This window comes from Boseongicola sp. (assembly GCF_057460485.1).
Genome location: NZ_JBVCWP010000009.1, coordinates 18,164 through 38,012, shown reverse-complemented (window position 1 = coordinate 38,012; position 19,849 = coordinate 18,164). Strand labels below are relative to the sequence as shown.

Genomic DNA, 19,849 nt, shown 5'->3' with positions numbered 1-19,849 from the left:
CATGACACTCTTTCCCTACACGACGCTCTTCCGATCTATGGCGACCGTGGGGCCACGGTCGCCATCGGTAATTTCGACGGTGTCCATCTTGGGCATCAGGCCGTTTTGCGGCAGGCGGCTTCGGTCACGGGCGCCCCCCTTGGCGTGGTCACTTTTGAGCCGCATCCGCGCGAAATACTGATACCCGATGCACCGCCGTTCAGATTGATGAACGCCGAAGCGCGCTCGCATCGCCTTGCGAAACTTGGTGTCATTCATCTTTATGAATTGCCGTTCAATGCTGCGTTGATGGCCTTGTCGCCGGAAGATTTCGCCCGCGATATTTTGGGCGAACGTTTGGGATTGGCCCATGTCACGGTTGGGCAGGACTTCCGCTTTGGGAGAAATCGGGCCGGGACGGCTGATGATCTGAAGGCCTTTGGGGACCGGTTTGGGTTTGGAGTGACGATTGCTAAGCTGGTAGAAACGGCCGGTCTGGAGGTGTCGTCGACGCGCATTCGTGAGGCTTTGGCCGAGGGGCAACCCCGTGATGCAGCAATGATGTTGGGGCACCAGCATCGGATTGAGGGTGTGGTTGAACGCGGCGATCAGCGTGGGCGTGACCTTGGCTATCCGACGGCAAACATGTCGATCACCGGGCTGCATCCGCCGAAGTTTGGTGTCTATGCGGTCCGCATCGATGTTCTGACTGGCGAAAACGCAGGCCGTTATGATGGGGTGGCGTCCTTGGGTGTGCGGCCGATGTTTGGCGAAAATATCCCAAACCTCGAAACGCATGTGTTTGATTTCAGGGGTGACCTTTACGGAAGTCAGATGTCTGTTGCCCTTGTCGAGTATCTTCGGCCAGAAGAAAAGTTTGATAGCCTCGAGGCGCTGATCGTGCAGATGGACGCAGATTCCGCTCGTGCGCGCGAGATTTTGGCCCGCTGATGTCGGAGTCCGATCCGATAAACCGCGATGGCCTGCGCGACCAATACTGGGAACGAGTGCCGTTAAAGAACCTTAACAAGCGGGAATGGGAAGCACTTTGCGATGGGTGCGGGCGCTGTTGTCTAAATAAGTTGGAAGACCCCGATACCCAGGAAATTGCCTTTACGCGGGTGGCATGCCGTCTGTTGGACGGGGAGACATGCCGCTGCGCGCAATATGACATCCGTAAGCAATTCGTGCCGGATTGTGTTGTTCTGAAGCCGAGCAATATCGACAAAATAGCCTATTGGATGCCATCGACCTGTGCCTATCGATTGCTGCACGAGGGCAAACCTTTGTACAACTGGCACCCGCTGATTTCCGGCACGGCCCAAAGTGTTCATGATGCGGGTATCTCGGTTCAGGGCTGGACGGTGCCAGAATTTGAGGTGCCGGAAGAGGAATGGGAAGACCATATCATCGAGGAAGAGCTATGAAGTTTGCGTCTGACAATAACGGACCGGTTCACCCGAAGATCATGGAGGCTTTGGTGCGGGCCAATGACGGCGCGGTGCCGTCTTATGGGACCGATGCTCTGACGGCTGCCGCAGTGGAAAAAGTTCGCGAGGTGTTCGAGGCGCCGAACGCGGCAGTGTTTTTGGTGCCGACGGGAACGGCTGCGAACGCGCTTTTGCTTGGATGCCTGGCCCGACCCTGGGACACGATCTTTTCCGCGCAATTTGCCCATATTCATGTGGATGAATGCAACGCCCCCGAGGCGTTTACGGACGGTGCGAAAATCACGCCGCTTGGGGCGGATATAGCTAAGTTTAATGCGGACGAGCTTCAAGCTGCGATTTCGGGCTTTGACCCGTCAAATTTGAAACAATCGGCTCGTGGACCAGTTTCGTTGACGCAAGTGACCGAGCGGGGGACGCTTTACAGTCTAGAGGAGCTTTCGGCGATCTCAAAAGTGTGCCGAAACGAAGGCCTGAGCCTGCATTTGGACGGTGCGCGGTTTGCCAATGCGGCGGCGGCCTTGGGCTGTTCGGCGGCCGAGATGTCTTGGAAAGTGGGCGTGGACGCCGTCTCGTTCGGGGCGACGAAGAACGGGGCGATGGCAGTTGAAGCGGCGGTGATCTTTGATCCCGACAAAGCCTTAGAGTTCCGGCGGCGCCAGCAACGGGGCGCCTTGGTGTTTTCCAAAGCGCGGTATCTGGCGGCTCAGATGCAGGCCTATCTGACGGATGGGCTTTGGCTTGAATTGGCAGCTAAGGCGAATGCGTCGGCCGTGTCGCTGGAAGCGGGGCTGTCGGACATCGACGATGTTGAGTTCGCGTTTCCACGCGGTGCGAATATGATTTACGTCTGGATGCCGCGTTTTCGACATCAGGCGTTGGTCGACGCAGGCGCGTATTATTATATTGAGCAGGGGTTGCTTCAGGGCGATGATCCGAACGAGCTGCTTCTGGGGCGGTTGGTGTGCGACTGGTCGGTGGATGCGGACAGCATTGCGCGCTTTGTGGAGGTTGCAAGGGGTGCGCGACTGTGAACGATCCTTTCGCCCGCCACCCCGAACTTCGCGATCTGATCAAACCTGCGTCTCAGTCAGGGTTCCGCACGCAAAGCATGGCCGACACTCTTGCCTGGCTCAGCAAGGCGGGCATTCGAACGGACTGGTTTTATTCTGACGCCGAGCGAGAGGCGATCCGGCTTGCAGCGTTTACCGGACGACCAGACGAGGATCTTTGGGTGTTCGCCTATGGATCGCTAATGTGGGACCCGGCGTTGAAATTCACGGATGTTCAACGGGCTTTTGTGCCGGGCTATTCCCGCCAGTTCATATTGAAGGACACACTGGGAGGGCGGGGCACTGAGGAGACTCCGGGTGTGATGGCGGCGCTTGATCATGGGGCAGGTTGCGACGGTCTTGCGTTTCGGATTGCGGCCAGTGATATCGAGGGTGAAGCCGAGATCCTTTGGCGGCGGGAATGCATTGGTCCGGGGTACCTTCCGGTGTTTGTGCCGGCGGAGTTGTCGGATGAAACGGTGGAGGTTCTGACGTTTCAGGCGGACCATGACGCTGACCTTATCTGCTCGGAAATCACGCGGGACGAGCAGGTCCGATATCTTGCGACGGGGACAGGACTTTTCGGCTCAAGTCTTGAGTATCTTGCTAATATCATTGAGCATTTTGAAGCGATGGGCATTGACGATCCGCATATTCGCGAGCTTCAAAGTGCGGCGCTAGACTATATTGCAGAGCTGGCCGGCTAGTCGATTTGCTCGGACCCGTCGAGGTCGACCATAGCGCGGACGGCGTGCGGGAAATGCGCGCGTCTGGTGCGGCCGTCTTGTTCAAGACTGACAATCACGCAATCGCCTGTGCCGCGGATTTGACCGTTGCTGGCCACCGCATAGTCCATGATCATGCTGGAGTGTTTGATCGTCCGGGTGCGCGCGGCGACGGTGTAGATTTCGTTTTGATACATCGGCGTCAGATAGTCCGCCGAAAGGTGTCGCACGACCAGTTGTGGATCGTCGGCGCCGTGCGAATACGTCGTGAGGCCTCGGGAGATGGCGTAGGAGACGCGGATGGTCTCGAACCATTTCAGGAACACGACATTGTTGACGTGGTTTAGCGCATCCAACTCGTAGAACCGCACGCGGTCGCGGTAGCCATAGGCGAACCCGTCAAGACCGGAATCGGTCAAGTCAGATGAGGTAAGCAGTGTCTGATGATCGTGCATGGGCGCGTCCGGCGAGGGTGGAGCGGGTGAAGGGAATCGAACCCTCGTCACTTGCTTGGGAAGCAAAAGCTCTACCATTGAGCTACACCCGCATCATGCAATTGAAAATACGGGCATCGTGTCTGTGGGTCAAGGTTTGGACGGAGCGTTCGGTGGTGTGTTTTGCGGATACGCCGTACATTTGCGTGTCGCTGTTGCGGGCTTTCAGCCGCGCCGTCTGCGGCGGCGGCCACCGTCTTCACCGCCCTTGGTGTTGAAAGAGACGACCGGGAGGCTGAGGATAGAAAACAATTCCGGAAACGGCGCTGTGGCGTGAGGAATGGCGTTGGCGGCGACGAAGTGTTCCTGAAACTTCGGTTCGATAGCGGTTTCAACTTTTTGAATGCGGTGGACTTCTTCTTCGATCCGGGCGCGGGCCGAGATATCGCACAGGGCGATGCGCGCGCCGGTGCCTGCGGCGTTGCCTGCAGACATAACGTTTTCAAGCGTGCAGTCGGGGATCATGCCAAGGACCATCGCGTGCTTTGGCGAGATATGCGCGCCGAAGGCTCCGGCTAGGACAATGCGGTCGACGGTGTCGGTTTCCAGTTCGTCCATCAAAAGGCGCGCGCCTGCGTAAAGCGCTGATTTCGCAAGTTGAATGGCGCGAATGTCGCCCTGGGTTACGCTGATAAGCGGGCCATTGTCTGCGGTGCCGTCGTAGATGACATAGGCATGGGTGCGGCCTTCGGGGACCAAGCGGATTGAGCCGGTTTGGGAGGCCGAGCCGATGAGGCCCGAAGGGTCAACAAGGCCCGCCATGCGCATTTCGGCGACCGCTTCGATGATGCCTGAGCCGCAGATACCGGTGACGCCGGTGCTTGCCACTACTTCGCTAAAGCCATCCTCATTGGACCAGATTTCAGAGCCAATGACGCGAAATCGGGGCTCTTTGGTGACGGGGTCAATTTCGACCCTCTCGATAGCGCCGGGGGCCGCGCGTTGGCCAGACGAGATTTGTGCGCCCTCAAAGGCGGGCCCAGTAGGCGATGAACAGGCGAGGACACGGTCTTTGGTGCCAAGCAGGATTTCGGCGTTGGTGCCCACATCGCAGATCAGTACAAGATCGTCAGATTTATACGGTTCTTCCGACAAGGCGACAGCCGCGCAATCGGCGCCGACGTGGCCTGCGATGCAGGGCAAAAGATAGGCGCGCGCAGCCGGGTTGATCGCCTCAAGTCCAATGTCGGCGGCTGCACAGCGAAGGGCGTCGCTTGTGGCAAGCGCGAAGGGGGCCTGACCAAGTTCGACAGGGTCGATGCCAAGTAAGAGATGGTGCATCACGGGGTTACAGACGATGGTCGCCTCGACGATATGGTCAAGGGGGATGTCGGCTTCGGTGGCGAGATTGCGGGCGAGATCGCCCATGGCGTCGCGCACAACTTTGGTCATTTCGACATCGCCGCCAGGGTTCATCATCACGTAGCTGACGCGGCTCATCAGGTCTTCGCCGAAGCGGATTTGCGGGTTCATGATGCCGGCTGAGGTCAGCACCTGTCCGTTCCTGAGATCGCACAGATGGGCGGCGATGGTGGTTGAGCCGAGGTCGATGGCAAGGCCGTAGAGGCGACCATCGAAAAAGCCGGGCCAGATGTCGATAATACGATGCGTGTCGTCGACGTGGTCTTTGTGGAGCGCGACAGTGGCTGTCCATTTGCCCGCGCGCAGCGTCGGTTGCAGCTTGCGTAGGACGGGCAGGGGCGCGTCGATCCTCTCGACCTGCCAGTCACGCTTCAAGGCTTCGCCAAGGCGTTGGAGATCGCCGGAGGGCTCGTGCATGTCGGGTTCGCGCACTTCGACGTAGTAAAGTCGTGTGGCCGGATCCATGGTGATATCGCGGGTTGAGGCGGCTTTGCGCACAACCTGTTTGTGGACCTGGCTTTCGGGTGGCACGTCAACCACAAGGTCGCCCTGAACAGTTGCCTGACAGCCCAGGCGGCGCCCGTCTTTCAGTCCACGCTTTTCTTTGTAGCGTTGTTCGACCGCATTCCATTCTGATACGGCGTTTTCGGCAACTTCAACCCCGTGTTTGGAAAAGCTGCCAAAGCCGGGAGACACCTGACATTTCGAGCAAATGCCGCGTCCGCCGCAAACGGAGTCTAGATCTACACCCAATTGGCGTGCCGCCGTGAGAATCGGGATTCCGACCTCGAAATGGCCTCGTTTGCCGGAGGGTGTGAAGATTACCAAAGCTTTGTCTGTCATGGGTTTTTTGCCTGCTTGTTACGCCAGATCATAGCGGTCATCGTGGTCTTGGAAAGGCCGGTTCCGCCAGAAAACGTCCCTGAAACGTCATGGTGACTGCGGAATGTCGCCTCAATCTTAAGGCAGGATGAAATTTGTAACGAGTTAGGGAAGGAAATCCCATGGACCCTTTTGGTCTTGTGATGCTGGCGTCAGTGTATGTGGGGCTTCAGGCTTTCGCAATTATGCGACTGGAAGGCGTTTGGCTACGCGCGGCAGTACTGCCGGTACCGGTCTTATGCGCGCTATTAATTACTTCGGTTTCGCTTGGGCTTTTCGGCGTGAATGGCGCCGAGATCGGCGCGGTTTCGGCTGTACCGCTGGGGATCGTCTACCTTGGATTGCTGCTGCCGCTTGCTCAGATCGCGCGCCTTTTGCGGCCTTCTCCGAATTAGAGTGCAGAGTTAAGGCGTCGATAAAACGCCTGTTCCGAGCAGCCATACGGACAGAGGGACGGGCAAAACGGCTAAGACGATTGTCAAGATTACAGCCCAGGGTTGGAAAAGTCGGCTGAAGCCTGTGACGAACGCAATGCCGCCACCGCCTCCCAGAATTGCATTTCCGGGGATGTTGAACAACGCTGCCAGCAAAAGGTAGCGCCCGCTGCGGACCCAAGGTGCGATTGCATTTGGTAAGCGCGCGGTGAGATGCGCGAGGCGTTCTTCGCGGGTCATGGGTTCGAGGTGTTCCACCAAATGGCAGGCGCGTTTTAGATGTAGATCCGCCAGCGTTGCATTGAGCCAACGGTAAGGCACGCACCGGCCCACCATGAAAGATAGGGATAGTCCAAGCACGGTCGCCGCGTAGACAAAGGGGGCAACATCCGCGCCTTTCATCAGCAAAAGTGACACGCCAATCTCGATGCCCGGCACAAACGGCACCGCCAGCAAAAGGGCGTAAGCGAGAAGCAGAATGGCAAGAACGCCAAGCATCAGACCGCCCGAGCCGGTGGATTCTGCGTGTTCCTGCGCCCAATCCAGAACTTTCAATATTGCAAACACGATGGCAGCAATCAGCGCCAGCTTCAGCGCAAGACGCGCGAGCCCCAGGTGCCACGGGGGGAAATTATCGTGATCCGGCATGCGTTTCAGGTAACCATCAGCTCGTTCAACTGCAGGCCACGACTGTGTGAGCGCGTGTTGCGTGTGACGTGGCTTACGTTCACGCTAGCACGGGCGCCGGGGCGCGGATAGGCACCAAGCGGTCGGAATGAGCGGCATTCAATGGAGATGGTTTTGCTCTGGGCCGCTTTGATTTGCGAATTGAAACGCCTTACCCACTACGCCTGCGACGGCTTTCACGACCGCCACGCGCGCCGCCGCCCGGGGCGGCCACGGGTTTGTTCATGCGGATCCAGTTTCCGCCCGACGGATCATGGTTCAGTAGGAAGTCGGCGGCACGGATCGACAGCGTTTCCTCCGAGGCGATGCCCGAGGTTTTGCCCAGTCCCAGAAGGGGCCCAAGTTTTGTGATGTCTGCGTCCTCGGGAACGACAATCCCGAGATCGGCCAGCCGTGCCACGCGTTCGCGGATAAGGTCGTTGTTGGTCACGAGGCCGACCAACGGGCCAATGGCCGCGATATCAACATCGTCGGGCGCGGTGACGCCAAGGGCTTTCAGGGCGTCGAGGCGCTCGGAAATGGTCTTGCGGGTTGGGGGCATGGAGACCGGATTCATGATGGCCGAGGTCATTCCGGCAGCAGAGGCCATTGCCAGGAAGGCGTTGTTGATGCCGTGACGATTAGGAAGACCGAACGAGATGTTCGAGGCGCCACAGGTCGTGTTCACGCCAAGTTCTTCGCGCAAACGTCGCACCAGAGAAAAGACCTGCAAGCCGGCGGTTCCCATCGCTCCGATAGGCATGACAAGCGGGTCGACAACAATGTCATGCGCCGGGATGCCGAAGTCTGCGGCGCGCTCCACGATCTTTTTGGCGACGGCGAAACGCACATCCGGGTCTTCGGAAATACCGGTGTCATCGTTGGATATAGCAACGACTGGCACATTGTATTTCTTGACCAGAGGCAGGACCAGTTCGAGGCGGTCCTCTTCGCCGGTGACCGAGTTCAAAAGCGGACGGCCATTTGCAGTTTCAAGGCCTGCTTTCAACGCGCCGGGGACGGACGAATCGATACACAGGGGCACATCGACGAGGCCCTGCACAAGTTTGACGACCGAGGTCATCAGCGGCGGTTCGGTTTCGTTCGGGTTCGGGTTAGAGTTGTAGACAACGCCCGCGTTGATATCGAGTACCTGCGCGCCGCACGCCACTTGTTCGAGGGCGTCTTTTTCAACGGTCGAAAAATCGCCCGCTTCCAGCTCGGCTGCGAGTAACTTGCGCCCGGTGGGGTTGATGCGCTCGCCGATAACGCAAAACGGTTCGTCAAAGCCGATGACAACGGTTTTTGTGGCGGACTCGAGAACTGTACGGGTCATTCAGGGGCTTTCTGGTCAGAGGTCAGGCGGTTGCTGATGCCGGCTGCGCGGAGGCACCGCCGCGCGAAGTGGCCCATGCCGCATTGGATTTAATGCCGCCGAGCGGGAAGAAATGAACATGGGTGACTGCAAAGTCGGGGTTGGCCGCTTTGTGCGCGGCCAGCGCCGTCACCACATCGTCGGGCTCGTAGGGCATGACCAGTTTGGTGACGTCCATGGCGCGTTTTTGCAGGACTTTCAGAGAGGGGCCGACGCCGCAGGCGATAGCGAATTTGATCAGCGTCTGAAGCTTAGCGGGTCCAGCGATGCCGATGTGGATCGGCAGATCGATGCGCGAGGCCTGCACTTGGTTGGACCATTCGATGATTGGGCCCGCGTCAAAGGCAAACTGCGTGACAATTGCCATGTCCGCGTCGGTGCGATTGTTGAAATCGTTCTTCCACTTCAGCGCGGTCTCGACGTTTGTAGAGCTGCCCTTCAGGTCGATGTCGCGGTTGCCTTCGGGGTGCCCTGCGACGTGCAGACGCTTGAAGCCCGCTTTGTCGAAAAGCTCGGTTTCCAACAGCTGCATTGAGCTGTCGAATTTGCCTTGGGGTTGGGGCACGCCGCCTGCAAGTACAAGCGCCTGATCGACGCCGGCTTCGCCCTGATAGCGCGCGATCCAGTCTGCCAGAACAGTCTCGTCTTTGATAATGCGGGCCGGGAAGTGGGGCATGACCTGATAGCCCTCCGCCGCAATCCGCTTGGCTGTCGCGACCATATCTTCGATAGGCGTCCCTTCGATATGGGCGATATAGACACGCGTCCCGGTGGGCAAATGATCGCGGAAGTTTTCGACCTTTTCCGCCGTGCGCGGCATGACCTCGATCGAAAAGTCCTGAAGGAAGTCGACAACCTTTGGATCGGTCGTGACGCCAGCTTCGGTCTTCTTTCTGAACGGCAGCAAAGCCATGAGTATCGTCCTTATATCGTGAGGCCTCAGGCCCATCCGTCGTTATCGATCAAGGTTTTGATCTTGCCTTGATCGTATTCAGCGTCCAGACGCGCCGCCTCAGCGGCTGCGACCTCGTCGGGGTCGCCTGCGACTTCGTAATGCGCCGCTTTGCGCCATTCAGAAAGATAGGCATCGCTATCCTTTGCACCGATCTTCATCGCGGCGCGGTCGATTGCTTGCTCGAACCGCTCTGACAACGGGGCCTTCGACGCACGCCGGCCTTTGCCAACAATGACCTGCGCGGGGATATCGCGCCAATAAACGATGGTAACGTTAGGCATTTTTGGACTTCCTTCCTTAAGCCGTCCTACGCCCGCTTGGGGCAAAAACGACGCCGGATTTCGACATGTTTCGTCGCCTTCGCGACTTGTGCGGATTTTGGAGTGCGCCTGCCGTCCCGGCAAGGGGTAGGCCCATGAAACTTTCTCAATAAGATAGTGAGCCTTGCGCAATGCGTTCGCCCCTGCGTAGGGTGAAAGCAACCAAAGATCGGAGGGCGATATGCCGCCCAAGCGTCCCCGGGGCGCTGACCGGTTCCCGAAAGCGGTTGAACCGTCTGCGCTCGGACAAGCCGGTCCAGTTGAGCTATATGCCGCGCTGGATCTCGGCACGAATTCGTGCCGCATGCTGATTGCCCAACCAAAGGGCAACCAATTCCACGTGGTCGACAGTTTTTCCAAATCAGTGCAGCTGGGTCTTGGGCTTGAGCGCACGGGGCGTCTTTCAACGGCGTCCATGAACCGGACCATTCAAGCGCTTACGATCTGCCAGAAAAAGCTGAAAAAACACGATGTTCAGAGGATGCGGCTTGTCGCGACCGAAGCCTGTCGGAGGGCCCAAAACGGGTCTGAGTTTCTGGGCAACGTGGTGCGTCAGGCGGGTTTGGCGCTTGACATCATTGCGCCAGAGGAAGAGGCGCGGCTTGCCGTGATTTCTTGCGCGCCGCTTGTGTCGACCAAGACGGAACAGCTTTTGGTTGTCGATATCGGTGGTGGATCGACTGAGTTGGTCTGGATTGATCTAAGCCGTGTGCCGTCGGTGGACCGCCAGCGCGCGATCATGCGACTTCACGCAGGCTTCAAACCGGATGAGAAATCGCCGTTTCCGGCGGCGCGCGTCGTGGATTGGATATCGGTTCCGCTTGGGGTGGCGACACTGCGCGACCAGTTCAACGACGTTGAGAACGATTCTGCCCGATTTGCTTTGATGAGCTGGTTTTTTGAAGAGCAGTTGGCCGAGTTTTCGCCTTATGAGGCGGAACAGGCCCGCGAAGGGTTCCAGATTGTAGGCACTTCCGGGACGGTGACCACCGTTGCCGCCAGCCATTTGGGACTGCGGCGCTATGATCGCAATAAAGTCGATGGCCTTCGGATGACCTCGGATCAGATCGACACGGTAATCCGCAGCTATCTTGAAATGGGCCCTGAAGGGCGGCGCGTCGATCCTCGGATTGGACGGGATCGCCAAGCTCTTATCATGTCGGGGGCCGCGATTTTACAGGCGCTTTTGCGCATCTGGCCGACCGATCAGTTGACAGTTGCTGACCGCGGTCTGCGCGAAGGGTTGCTTTACGCGCAGATGTCGGCGGACGGCGTGTTGGAAGACGGTCCGTTCTAGGGCTACGTCCCGCGGTTGTGGGTCTTGGCGTAAAGGTCGCCGATGATGCGGCTGGCTGTTTTTTCGAACAGGCAGGGAATCAGCGAATGCACCAGCGCGGCTCCGGCGGCTACGAAAAGCTTCACCGAAAACCCTAAAGCAAAACGAGCGTGTTCGCCGTAGCTTTCGTCGATGCTTGCCGGGTGGTCAAAAAACATGCGGGTGATCATTGGGTGCCTCCGTATAATCCATGAGATCATATTCGGCGATTTTTGATGAGATGTCTTCCCAAAGATTAATATTTTCGCGTATATATTGGGAGAAATTATTCGGTAAGCGGAAATGATTGAGACGATCGATGCACTAGATCGAAAAATTCTATCCCAATTGCAACGTGATGCGTCCATCGGGTTGGAAGCTTTGGGAGAGGCGGTCGGCCTGAGCCGGAACGCAACTTGGAGGCGGGTGCGGGCTTTGGATCAAAGCGGGGTGATCCGCCAGCGGGTGGCGGTGCTGGACGCGGATATGCTGGGATTGAATCTATCGGTCTTTATCCAAATCCGAACCAACCGCCACGACCCGGAATGGCTGACGCATTTCGCTGCCGCAACACGCGAAATGCCGTCGATTCTCGCGGCCTATCGGATGTCCGGGGAATTGGATTATCTGGTGCATGCGCGGGTTGCGGATATGGCCGCTTATGACGCTCTTTATCAGGAGCTGATCCGGCGGGTCGATATGTCTGATGTGGCGGCCAGTTTCGTCATGGAAGAGCTGAAAGAAACGACTGCTCTGCCGCTTTAAGGGCCGACGATGCCCATTCACTTTTTCTATCTGATCTATGCGGCTCTGGCCGAAACGGTGGGTACAACGGCGCTGCAGACGAGCCAGCAATTCACACGTCCATTACAACCGATTGTAGTCGTGATCGCTTATGCAGCCGCATTCTATCTTTTGTCGCTTACCTTGACGGTGACGCCGGTGGGACTCGTCTACGCAATCTGATCCGGGCTTGGAATCGTGTTCATCGCGGGGATTGGATTTGTTGTGTTTGGCCAACAGCTTGACCTTGCTGCGATTCTTAGTATTGCGATGATCCAAGGCGGTATTTTGGTTGTCCATTTGGTCTCAAAAGAAAACCTGCACGAATAGGTCAGAGGCCGCGTCACCTATGGCGGCGGACGGTTGGGATGTCTGTTTTAACACGGCGGTATTTGGCTTGTGGATGCGGAGGCGCGCCTTCTGTGCGCTTCCAATAGTCGGTTCCCCCCATTCTGAGCCAGACCGGAGCCGTCATGAGTAAACCCGCCACAAACCCGCCCGCATGCGCCCAATAGGCGACACCGCCGCCTGCCGTCGGAGCGGCAGCGCCCTGCACAAGTTGGATGCCAAACCATGCCCCAAGGACGATCCATGCTGGTATCGGAATGACGCGGATGATGACGACAATGAAGATCAGCACATCGACGCGGGCCTTTGGGTATAGCAATAGATAGCCGCCCATGACGCCGGCGATTGCACCGGATGCGCCAACCATCGGGACCGTGCTTGCAGGGTCAGAAAAGAACTGCGCGCTTGCGGCGGCCAGTCCGCTGGCAAGAAAGAAAAGAAGGTAGCGGACGTGGCCCATCGTATCTTCCAGATTGTCGCCGAAGACGCAGAGAAACAGCATGTTACCCACCAGATGCATGAAGCTGCCGTGCAGAAACATCGAAGTCACAAACGTTTCGGGGGCCGCGATTGCGGGGACTAATCCGTAGTTGAAGAAGAAGTTCGACAGGGCGCGCTCATCGCTGAAAAGCGCGTGGTAACTGGCGAACACCAGAATATTGACGGCAATCAGCGCCCAGGTGACGTAAGGCGTGCGGGAGGACGGGTTGTGATCGCGAAACGGGAACATGGGCAGAACCGACCCCGTTGGCCGTGAAAGGTCAAGTGTCTGATACTTCAGCCAGAAGGGCTGCATTTCCGCCCGACGCGGTGGTATCGACGCACAGGTGCCGCTCGTGGCGCACCTCGAAGCTGCGCGGCGTGGCTGTTATCAGGGGTAAGATTGCGCCGGCACGCTGGGCGAGTGCGGTCGCAAAGGCGCGCGCTTCGGTCTCCGAACCCCAGAAGATCGCGCCACCGATGTGGGTCGCATTGCCAAGCAGGTCAGGGGTCATTTCAGGTGCAATCTTCGCGGTTCCGCCGACGGCCTCGATGGCAAGCCGTTGCTTTTCGGCCAAGTCTTGTCCGGGGCCGAGGCAGAGAAATGGTGGTCGTGGGTGTTCGGTCAGGCGGTTGGTCTCCCCTGTTGGCCCGGGCATGTTGCGCTCGACCTGCGCGCCCGGATCCACGTCTTTGGTGAAGCGTGCCACATAGGACGGGCCGCCCGCCTTAGGGCCGGTTCCCGAAAGGCCTTCACCTCCGAAAGGTTGGGTGCCGACGACGGCCCCGATCTGGTTGCGGTTCACGTAGACGTTGCCGACGCTGACGCTCTCGACAATGTCCTGAACACGCCCATCAATGCGCGTATGAAGGCCGAAGGTCAGACCGTAACCCATTGAATTAATATCGTAAATAACCTTTTCAAGCTGATCAGCGCGGAAGGTCGCGATGTGCAGGACCGGGCCAAAAATTTCGCGCTTTAGAGCCGTGATAGCCGTGACATTTACAAGGGCTGGCGCAAGGAAGGTGCCGCCTTGCGGCGCGGCAATCAGCGGGCGTGCGTTGTGGTCTTTCAGGTGCGCGGAGATCCCGTCATGGGCGGTTTGATCAATAAGGGGGCCGATGTCGGTTGCAAGATCCCACGGATCGCCAACTGTCAGCGCTTTGATTGCGCCGGTGAGCATTTCGCGAAAAGCGGGTGCGATATCGTCCTGAATATAGACGCAGCGCAAGGCGCTGCACCTTTGGCCTGCCGACTGAAACGCCGAGGCGACCACGTCGCGCACGGCCTGTTCCAGAAGCGCGGTAGAATCGATGATCATCGCGTTGATGCCGCCGGTTTCGGCGACCAGTGGTGCGCCGGGCGCAAGAGTTTCGGCCATGGCGCGGCGGATGGTTTGCGCCGTCGCGGTCGAGCCAGTGAAGGCAACTCCGTCTACGCGCGCATCAGATGTAAGCATGCGGCCAACAGTTGCCCCGGTTCCAGGCAGGAATTGCAAGGCGGCCACGGGCACGCCAGCATCGTGCATCAACTGCACAGCGCGATGCGCGACAAGGGGCGTCTGCTCTGCTGGTTTTGCAAATACCGCGCAGCCTGCCGCAAGGGCGCCGGATATTTGACCGGTGAATATTGCCAGAGGGAAGTTCCAGGGGCTGATACAGGTGACTGTTCCAACGGGTTCGCCCGTGCAATGAGTAGCCTCGCTTGCGTAATAGCGCAGAAAATCAACGGCTTCGCGCACTTCTCCGACGCAATCCAGTAAGGTTTTGCCTGCCTCGCGTGCCAAAAGCGCAAATAGCTCAGGCGCGTTTTCCTCATAGAGGTCGGCGGCGCGGTTTAGGACGAGGGCGCGCTCGGTCGGGGAGGCCGACCATGGTTTTGCGGCACCGAAGGAAGTCGCTATGCATTCTCTATCAGCCTGAACAACCGTACCGACTAGATCGGCGGGGTTCGCAGGGTTTAAGATCTCTTGCGCTTGCAATGATCCAGCGGCGCCCGCGACAATCGGAATTGCCGACCAGAGTTGGTTTTTAAACGGGGCGCGGGCGGCTTCAAGGCTGGTCAAAGTCGCGCCGTCGGTGAGATCCCAGCCGATCGAGTTTTTGCGGTCTGGGGCGTAGAGGGCTTGCCCGGAGCGGATGCTGGGGCGAATGTTCGCAGTCGCAAATGGATCCGAGGCCACGGTTTCGGCGGGGACGTCTTCGTCCACCAACTGATTGACGAAGCTGGAATTCGCGCCGTTCTCAAGCAGGCGACGGACAAGATAGGCAAGCAGATCGCGGTGCGCGCCAACGGGGGCATAGATGCGGCAGCGGATTTTGTGTTGCTTGCGGACAGTCTCAAAGAGTTGTTCGCCCATTCCGTGAAGCCGTTGAAATTCAAAGGTCTCCATATCGTAACTCATTCGAAGAACGGCTTGTACTGTGTGCGCGTTATGGGTGGCAAACTGCGGGTAAATTCTGTCAGTCATCCCTAGAAGCTTACGCGCGCAGCCAATATAAGAGACGTCGGTGGCTTCTTTGGCGGTGAAGACAGGGAAGCGATCAAGCCCAAGGACTTGCGCGCGTTTGATCTCGGTATCCCAATAGGCGCCTTTCACGAGGCGGATCATCAGTTTGCGGTCAAACCGCTTCGCAAGATTGTAGATGTGGTCGATCACCGGGGCGGCACGCAGGCCATAGGCTTGCACGACAATCCCGAAGCCGTCCCAGTCGGCAAGGCGCGCATCCCCAAGAGCGGCCTCGATCACGTCGAAGGACAGTTCCAGGCGGTCTGATTCTTCGGCGTCGATGTTCAGGCCGATGTTGCGCTCGGCGGCCATGATCGCAAGGTCGACAAGGCGCGGGGTCAGTTCGGCCAGAACGCGCTTGCGTTGGGATACCTCGTATCTGGGGTGCAGCGCGGACAGCTTCACCGAAACGCCGGGACGGGACTTGACGTCTTTGCCGGTCGTGGTGTCACCGCTTGCGCGGATCGCGCTTGCATAGGAGGCGAAATAGCGCTGAGCGTCGGCGTCGGTACGCGCGGCTTCGCCGAGCATGTCGTAGGAATAGGTGTAGCCCTTGGCTTCCATCGCGGCGGCGCGGGTCATAGCCGAGGTCATGGTCTGGCCCAGTACGAACTGCTGGCCCATTTCGCGCATAGCGCGGCCGACGGCCTTGCGGATCACGGGTTCGCCCAGACGTTTGACCGCCTCGCGCAAGGCACCGGCAACCCCAGGTCCAGTTTCGTCAAGAACGCGGCCTGTCAGCATCAGTGCCCAGGTCGAGGCGTTGACCAGAGAAGACGACGAGTGGCCAAGGTGTTTTCCCCAGTTGGACGGCGCGATCTTGTCTTCGATCAGCGCGTCGATCGTCTCGGAGTCTGGAACACGCAGAAGCGCTTCGGCAAGGCACATCAGTGCTACGCCTTCATCCGTGGAAAGCCCGTATTCGGCGAGGAAGACTTCCATTATGCCGGATCGCCCAGTGGTGCGGATTGCGCGGACCAGCTTTGCGGCTTCATCGCAAATCATGGCACGGTCCGTGTCGGTGAGCGCAGCAAGTTTTGTGACCGCAGACAGCGTGGCGTCCTCAGCGGGATACGTGGTGAAGCGGGTCAAAGGTGTGTGTGTCATACATCAAATATAGCAGCGGCACTGTAGACGAAATAGTTGAAATATGCGACGAACGCGCGAAATCGGACCAAAAATATCTGGAGTTTTAGTCAAATATGGATTTGTCGCTTGATAAAACAGATCGAAAGATCCTTGATATCGTATCTGCGGACGCCAGAATCTCGATTACCGAGCTTGCACGGCAAGTTGCCCTTTCCAAAACGCCTGTCCTTGCGCGGTTGAAACGGCTCGAAAAGCAGGGCGTCATTCGAGGGTATTCGGCGCAGATTGATCCGGTTCGATTGGGATTGGATCACGTGGCTTTTGTCGAGGTCAAGCTGAGCGACACGCGCGAGAAGGCTTTGTCGGCGTTCAATGCGGCTGTCGTCGCGGTGCCTGAGATTGAAGAATGTCACATGATAGCCGGAGCGTTCGATTATCTGTTGAAGGTCAGGACACGGGATATGACACGGTATCGTATTGTGCTGGGCGAACGCATTTCCAGCATGCCGCATGTCGCACACACCGCGACCCATGTGGCGATGCAGGCGGTCAAGGATGGCGGTTTCGTGACTTGACGGCGCCGTCAGGCACGCCACCTTATTAAATATGAAACACCTTTTTATCCTGCCGCTCCTTGCCGCGCCCGCTTTCGCAGATTGTCCGGCACCGCCCGATATTTCCGCGGCCGCCGATTTGCTTTTGGATCGCGCGCAGGCCGCCCCGAATGAGATGGCCGCGCGTGGTATTTCCAGCCAATTGTGGGAACTTTGGGCCAAGGCACCGGACGAACAGGCGCAAGCGCTTCTTGATCGCGGGATGGCGGCACGGTCGTCTTATAACTTCGTAGATGCGATTGATGCGTTTGACAGACTGACGGAATATTGCCCGGATTATGCGGAAGGATACAATCAGCGCGCCTTCGTCAGCTTCCTGCGTCAGGACTTTGCCACCGCGCTTGTGGATCTTGACCGCGCGCTTGAGCGGTCTCCGCGTCATGTTGCCGCGATTAGCGGCAAGGCTTTGACGTTGATGGGGATGGGGCGCGACGACGAGGCTCAGGACGTCTTGCGTGAGGCGGTTGAGTTGAACCCGTGGATTTCCGAACGCAGTCTTTTGATCGAGCCGCAGGGCGAAGAGTTGTAGGCTTCTAGCTTGCCCCTGCTTTGATGTCGTCTTAGGAAGATCCGGCGCGGGCGTGGCGGAATGGTAGACGCATGAGACTTAAAATCTTTGGGGCGAAAGCCCGTGCCGGTTCAAGTCCGGTCGCCCGTACCAATCCTTAGTATCTGAACCGGTTTCGCTGAGCTCTGAGCCGCGATATCTCAAGCCTCAAAAGTAAGCGCTCAGCCGTCAGCGTTGCTCGGGCCGGGTCGGTGTCCGGAAGATCGCGGATCAGCGAGCCAATGCGGGCTATCCGCCGTTCGCTTTCGTCGATATCGCGATCCAGCCTGTACCATGAGAGGCCGCGTTCGTTCTCGTCGAGAAGTGCGGGGCGATCTGCAATCGGGCATACCGGGCGCAAATGGTCGCCTTCGGCGCCTTCCCGATAAGCATTTCGCGGCGTGCAATAAAGCTTCAGGCCTTCGGTTCGCCCAGCTTCCCAAAGCGTCTTGTTCGGGGCTATGCCAAAGTCGTTGCAGGCGCGCGCATGGCGGAAAACCTGATCCGGGCCTTGGCCGCGTGCGCCGTCCTGAAAGCCGATTTCGCGCCAGTCGCCGCCGCGGCAGGTGTCTTCGCTGAGCGATGCACAGGAGGCGAGGGCAATAAAGCACAGCCCTGCAAGTACACTTATACTTTTTACCGTCACGGATTTAACCTTTCGTTCTGCTCTGCAGTCGTTGCTATTTCGGCGATGGGTTTGGCGTGCGGTGCCGGGTTTTTGACGTCTGTGAGGGGATAGGACATTGGAGCGGTCTCGCTTGCGAATCTGTTGGGCAACCCTAACAAGCCGCGACGTGATATGAACTATCAGACAGCGGTCTCTTGCTAGCATGTGATGCGCGGGCTATCGGAAACCGGTCAGGAGACGGTCATATGGAAAAGAAAACCAGCGGACGCGGTGCGCGCGATCTGCGCGTCAAAGTGAAGACCGCGCGTGGACGCAAGCTTAGCTCGACCCTTTGGTTGGAGCGCCAGCTTAACGATCCTTACGTGAAGCGCGCGCAGGCCGAAGGGTTGCGGGGGCGGGCGGCGTTCAAGATCCTTGAGTTGGATGAGAAGTACCGATTTCTTGTACCCGGCGCGCGGGTTGTCGATCTGGGCTGTGCTCCCGGCGGTTGGTGTCAGGTAGCCGTGCGGCGTGTGAACGCGCTTGGCGACAGAAAGAGCAAGGCCATTGGCCGGGTTCTTGGCGTTGACCTGCAAGAGGTCGAGCCCATTTCCGGCGCGGAAATCCATCAGCTTGATTTCATGTCGGACGGCGCAGACGAGAAGGTGAAAGCCTGGCTTGGGGGCAATGCGGATGTAGTGATGTCGGATATGGCGGCGTCGTCGTCGGGCCACAAACAGACCGATCACTTGCGCATTGTGGCTTTGTGCGAAGCGGCCGCAGAACTGGCCTTTGACGTTCTCGACCCCGGCGGGACATTTGTGGCGAAAGTGCTCGCCGGTGGCGCGGAAGGCTCGCTTCAAAAGCTGTTGAAGATGCGCTTCACATCAGTTGCGAACGTGAAGCCTCCGGCGTCGCGTGCGGACAGTTCGGAAAAGTTTGTCGTCGCGCGCGGGTTTAAGGGCCTTTCAGGTGAACAGGACGATGACGATGATTAAGGCGCTGGTTTGGGGCGAAAACATCCATGAGCGCGAAAACGAGGTCGTGGCGGGCGTCTATCCCGACGGCATGCATGCCTGCATCGCGGCCGCGTTGAATGCAGACCCCGGCATTCAGGCCGAAACGGCAACATTGCAGGACCCAGAGCATGGGATCACGGCGGAGCGGCTTGCACGAACGGACATCTTGTTGTGGTGGGGGCATGCGGCACACGCGGATGTATCGGAGGTTGTCGTGCAGCTCGTGGCGGACGCAGTCTATTCGGGCATGGGTCTCATCTTACTGCATTCGGCGCATTTTGCCAAAATTTTCAAACACCTGATGGGAACACCGTGCAATCTGACGTGGCGCGAGGCGGGCGAGCGGGAGCGGCTTTGGGTGACGGCTCCGGGGCATCCGATTGCGCGCGGTTTGCCGCCAAGTTTTGTGCTTGAGCGGGAAGAGATGTATGGTGAGCCCTTTGGTGTGCCCGAGGCGTTGGAAACCGTGTTCATCAGCTGGTTTCAGGGCGGAGAGGTCTTTCGATCCGGTCTGACGTATCGGCGCGGGGCAGGGAACGTGTTCTACTTCCGCCCCGGACACGAGACCTATCCGACTTACTATGACGCGAATGTCCGCAAGGTTCTGACCAATGCAGTGCATTGGGCGCATAATCCGCAACGCGCGACGGGCGATATTCACGCCGCCCCGAATGTGAGGGTCAATGCGGCGCCTGAGAAGATCGTGGCGCGAGGGCCACGGCTGCACAAAGATGGCGAAGACGGGTTTCGTTAGCGGGCCGCGACACAGCTTTTCGATTGCCGTGAACGACGACTTAGGGAACCCGCCGCGACTTCGTTTCAATCGCGGCGGCAATCATTCAGAC

Annotated in this window: 20 protein-coding genes, 2 tRNA genes and 2 pseudogenes; 13 read left to right on the top strand and 11 right to left on the bottom strand. The window is 58.4% G+C overall.

All coding sequences use genetic code 11. The annotated features are described in order from the left end of the window. Positions 1-33: 33 nt before the first annotated feature. Genes AC221Y_RS02890 through AC221Y_RS02875 form a run of 4 tightly spaced genes read left to right on the top strand, consistent with a single transcriptional unit; the run spans position 34 to position 3,186 of the window. Positions 34-930, top strand: coding sequence for a bifunctional riboflavin kinase/FAD synthetase (locus AC221Y_RS02890; RefSeq protein ID WP_486706756.1), 897 nt, complete (start codon positions 34-36; stop codon positions 928-930). Further along, complete coding sequence (locus AC221Y_RS02885) at positions 930-1,406, top strand: YcgN family cysteine cluster protein (RefSeq protein WP_299751467.1); 477 nt, start codon at positions 930-932, stop codon at positions 1,404-1,406. The genes AC221Y_RS02890 and AC221Y_RS02885 overlap by 1 nt, the downstream gene beginning before the upstream one ends. Beyond that, the gene (locus AC221Y_RS02880) at positions 1,403-2,461 is read left to right on the top strand and encodes a threonine aldolase family protein (RefSeq protein WP_299751464.1); all 1,059 of its coding nucleotides are present in this window, start codon (positions 1,403-1,405) and stop codon (positions 2,459-2,461) included. The genes AC221Y_RS02885 and AC221Y_RS02880 overlap by 4 nt, the downstream gene beginning before the upstream one ends. Further along, positions 2,458-3,186 carry a gamma-glutamylcyclotransferase gene (locus tag AC221Y_RS02875; protein WP_486706755.1) on the top strand — a complete coding sequence of 243 codons (729 nt, stop codon included), beginning with the start codon at positions 2,458-2,460 and terminating at the stop codon, positions 3,184-3,186. The genes AC221Y_RS02880 and AC221Y_RS02875 overlap by 4 nt, the downstream gene beginning before the upstream one ends. Here AC221Y_RS02875 and AC221Y_RS02870 read toward each other — a convergent pair. From AC221Y_RS02870 to AC221Y_RS02860, 3 genes are all read right to left on the bottom strand, one after another. Then, positions 3,183-3,659 carry an acyl-CoA thioesterase gene (locus AC221Y_RS02870; protein WP_486706754.1) on the bottom strand — a complete coding sequence of 159 codons (477 nt, stop codon included), beginning with the start codon at positions 3,657-3,659 and terminating at the stop codon, positions 3,183-3,185. The genes AC221Y_RS02875 and AC221Y_RS02870 overlap by 4 nt on opposite strands. Before the next feature lie 18 nt (positions 3,660-3,677). Beyond that, positions 3,678-3,751 (bottom strand) — tRNA-Gly (locus AC221Y_RS02865). A 112-nt stretch (positions 3,752-3,863) separates the two neighbouring features. Next, complete coding sequence (locus AC221Y_RS02860; RefSeq protein WP_486706753.1) at positions 3,864-5,903, bottom strand: ASKHA domain-containing protein; 2,040 nt, start codon at positions 5,901-5,903, stop codon at positions 3,864-3,866. Between the two features lie 161 nt (positions 5,904-6,064). On the opposite strand from AC221Y_RS02860, the gene AC221Y_RS02855 reads away from it, so the two are divergent. Next, the gene (locus AC221Y_RS02855) at positions 6,065-6,337 is read left to right on the top strand and encodes a hypothetical protein (RefSeq protein ID WP_299756770.1); all 273 of its coding nucleotides are present in this window, start codon (positions 6,065-6,067) and stop codon (positions 6,335-6,337) included. 9 nt (positions 6,338-6,346) lie between these two features. On the opposite strand, the gene AC221Y_RS02850 is transcribed toward AC221Y_RS02855, so the two are convergent. The 4 genes and pseudogenes from AC221Y_RS02850 to AC221Y_RS02835 form a co-directional block, all read right to left on the bottom strand. Beyond that, positions 6,347-7,024, bottom strand: a complete 678-nt coding sequence (locus AC221Y_RS02850; RefSeq protein WP_299756767.1) for a hypothetical protein — start codon at positions 7,022-7,024, stop codon at positions 6,347-6,349. 313 nt (positions 7,025-7,337) lie between these two features. Beyond that, a pseudogene (locus AC221Y_RS02845) lies at positions 7,338-8,378 on the bottom strand (methyltetrahydrofolate cobalamin methyltransferase); the annotation flags it as partial. A 22-nt stretch (positions 8,379-8,400) separates the two neighbouring features. Continuing rightward, positions 8,401-9,330, bottom strand: coding sequence for a methylenetetrahydrofolate reductase (locus AC221Y_RS02840; RefSeq protein ID WP_299756763.1), 930 nt, complete (start codon positions 9,328-9,330; stop codon positions 8,401-8,403). Positions 9,331-9,356: 26 nt separating this feature from the next. Then, on the bottom strand, positions 9,357-9,653 hold the full coding sequence (locus AC221Y_RS02835) for a virulence factor (protein ID WP_299756761.1): 297 nt from the start codon (positions 9,651-9,653) through the stop codon (positions 9,357-9,359). 220 nt (positions 9,654-9,873) lie between these two features. Here AC221Y_RS02835 and AC221Y_RS02830 point away from each other — a divergent pair, with 220 nt between their 5' ends. After that, complete coding sequence (locus AC221Y_RS02830) at positions 9,874-10,989, top strand: Ppx/GppA phosphatase family protein (RefSeq protein ID WP_299756759.1); 1,116 nt, start codon at positions 9,874-9,876, stop codon at positions 10,987-10,989. A gap of 2 nt (positions 10,990-10,991) precedes the next feature. On the opposite strand, the gene AC221Y_RS02825 is transcribed toward AC221Y_RS02830, so the two are convergent. After that, a complete protein-coding gene (locus tag AC221Y_RS02825; RefSeq protein WP_299756756.1) occupies positions 10,992-11,198 on the bottom strand; it encodes a DUF6356 family protein in 207 nt (68 codons plus the stop codon). Positions 11,199-11,310: 112 nt separating this feature from the next. Between AC221Y_RS02825 and AC221Y_RS02820 the strand changes: the two genes are divergently transcribed. Continuing rightward, positions 11,311-11,772, top strand: coding sequence for an Lrp/AsnC family transcriptional regulator (locus AC221Y_RS02820; RefSeq protein ID WP_486706752.1), 462 nt, complete (start codon positions 11,311-11,313; stop codon positions 11,770-11,772). A 9-nt stretch (positions 11,773-11,781) separates the two neighbouring features. Next, positions 11,782-12,120, top strand: a pseudogene (locus AC221Y_RS02815) (DMT family transporter). A gap of 13 nt (positions 12,121-12,133) precedes the next feature. On the opposite strand, the gene AC221Y_RS02810 reads toward AC221Y_RS02815, so the two are convergent. Both AC221Y_RS02810 and putA read right to left on the bottom strand, forming a co-directional pair. Beyond that, on the bottom strand, positions 12,134-12,868 hold the full coding sequence (locus AC221Y_RS02810; RefSeq protein ID WP_486706751.1) for a rhomboid family intramembrane serine protease: 735 nt from the start codon (positions 12,866-12,868) through the stop codon (positions 12,134-12,136). Positions 12,869-12,899: 31 nt separating this feature from the next. After that, on the bottom strand, positions 12,900-16,235 hold the full coding sequence (gene putA / locus AC221Y_RS02805) for a bifunctional proline dehydrogenase/L-glutamate gamma-semialdehyde dehydrogenase PutA (RefSeq protein ID WP_486706750.1): 3,336 nt from the start codon (positions 16,233-16,235) through the stop codon (positions 12,900-12,902). A gap of 95 nt (positions 16,236-16,330) precedes the next feature. Here putA and AC221Y_RS02800 point away from each other — a divergent pair, with 95 nt between their 5' ends. The 3 genes from AC221Y_RS02800 (at position 16,331) to AC221Y_RS02790 (ending at position 17,492) form a co-directional block, all read left to right on the top strand. Next, a complete protein-coding gene (locus AC221Y_RS02800) occupies positions 16,331-16,792 on the top strand; it encodes an Lrp/AsnC family transcriptional regulator (RefSeq protein WP_299754081.1) in 462 nt (153 codons plus the stop codon). 31 nt (positions 16,793-16,823) lie between these two features. After that, a complete protein-coding gene (locus tag AC221Y_RS02795; RefSeq protein ID WP_299754082.1) occupies positions 16,824-17,360 on the top strand; it encodes a tetratricopeptide repeat protein in 537 nt (178 codons plus the stop codon). A gap of 46 nt (positions 17,361-17,406) precedes the next feature. After that, a tRNA-Leu gene (locus tag AC221Y_RS02790) sits at positions 17,407-17,492 on the top strand. Positions 17,493-17,496: 4 nt separating this feature from the next. On the opposite strand, the gene AC221Y_RS02785 is transcribed toward AC221Y_RS02790, so the two are convergent. After that, positions 17,497-18,024 (bottom strand): DUF2799 domain-containing protein, encoded by a 528-nt coding sequence (locus AC221Y_RS02785; RefSeq protein ID WP_299754083.1) that lies wholly within the window; start codon positions 18,022-18,024, stop codon positions 17,497-17,499. Positions 18,025-18,251: 227 nt separating this feature from the next. Here AC221Y_RS02785 and AC221Y_RS02780 point away from each other — a divergent pair, with 227 nt between their 5' ends. Continuing rightward, a complete protein-coding gene (locus AC221Y_RS02780) occupies positions 18,252-18,983 on the top strand; it encodes an RlmE family RNA methyltransferase (RefSeq protein ID WP_299754084.1) in 732 nt (243 codons plus the stop codon). Then, a complete protein-coding gene (locus AC221Y_RS02775) occupies positions 18,970-19,758 on the top strand; it encodes a ThuA domain-containing protein (RefSeq protein ID WP_486706749.1) in 789 nt (262 codons plus the stop codon). The genes AC221Y_RS02780 and AC221Y_RS02775 overlap by 14 nt, the downstream gene beginning before the upstream one ends. Positions 19,759-19,849 lie beyond the last annotated feature (91 nt).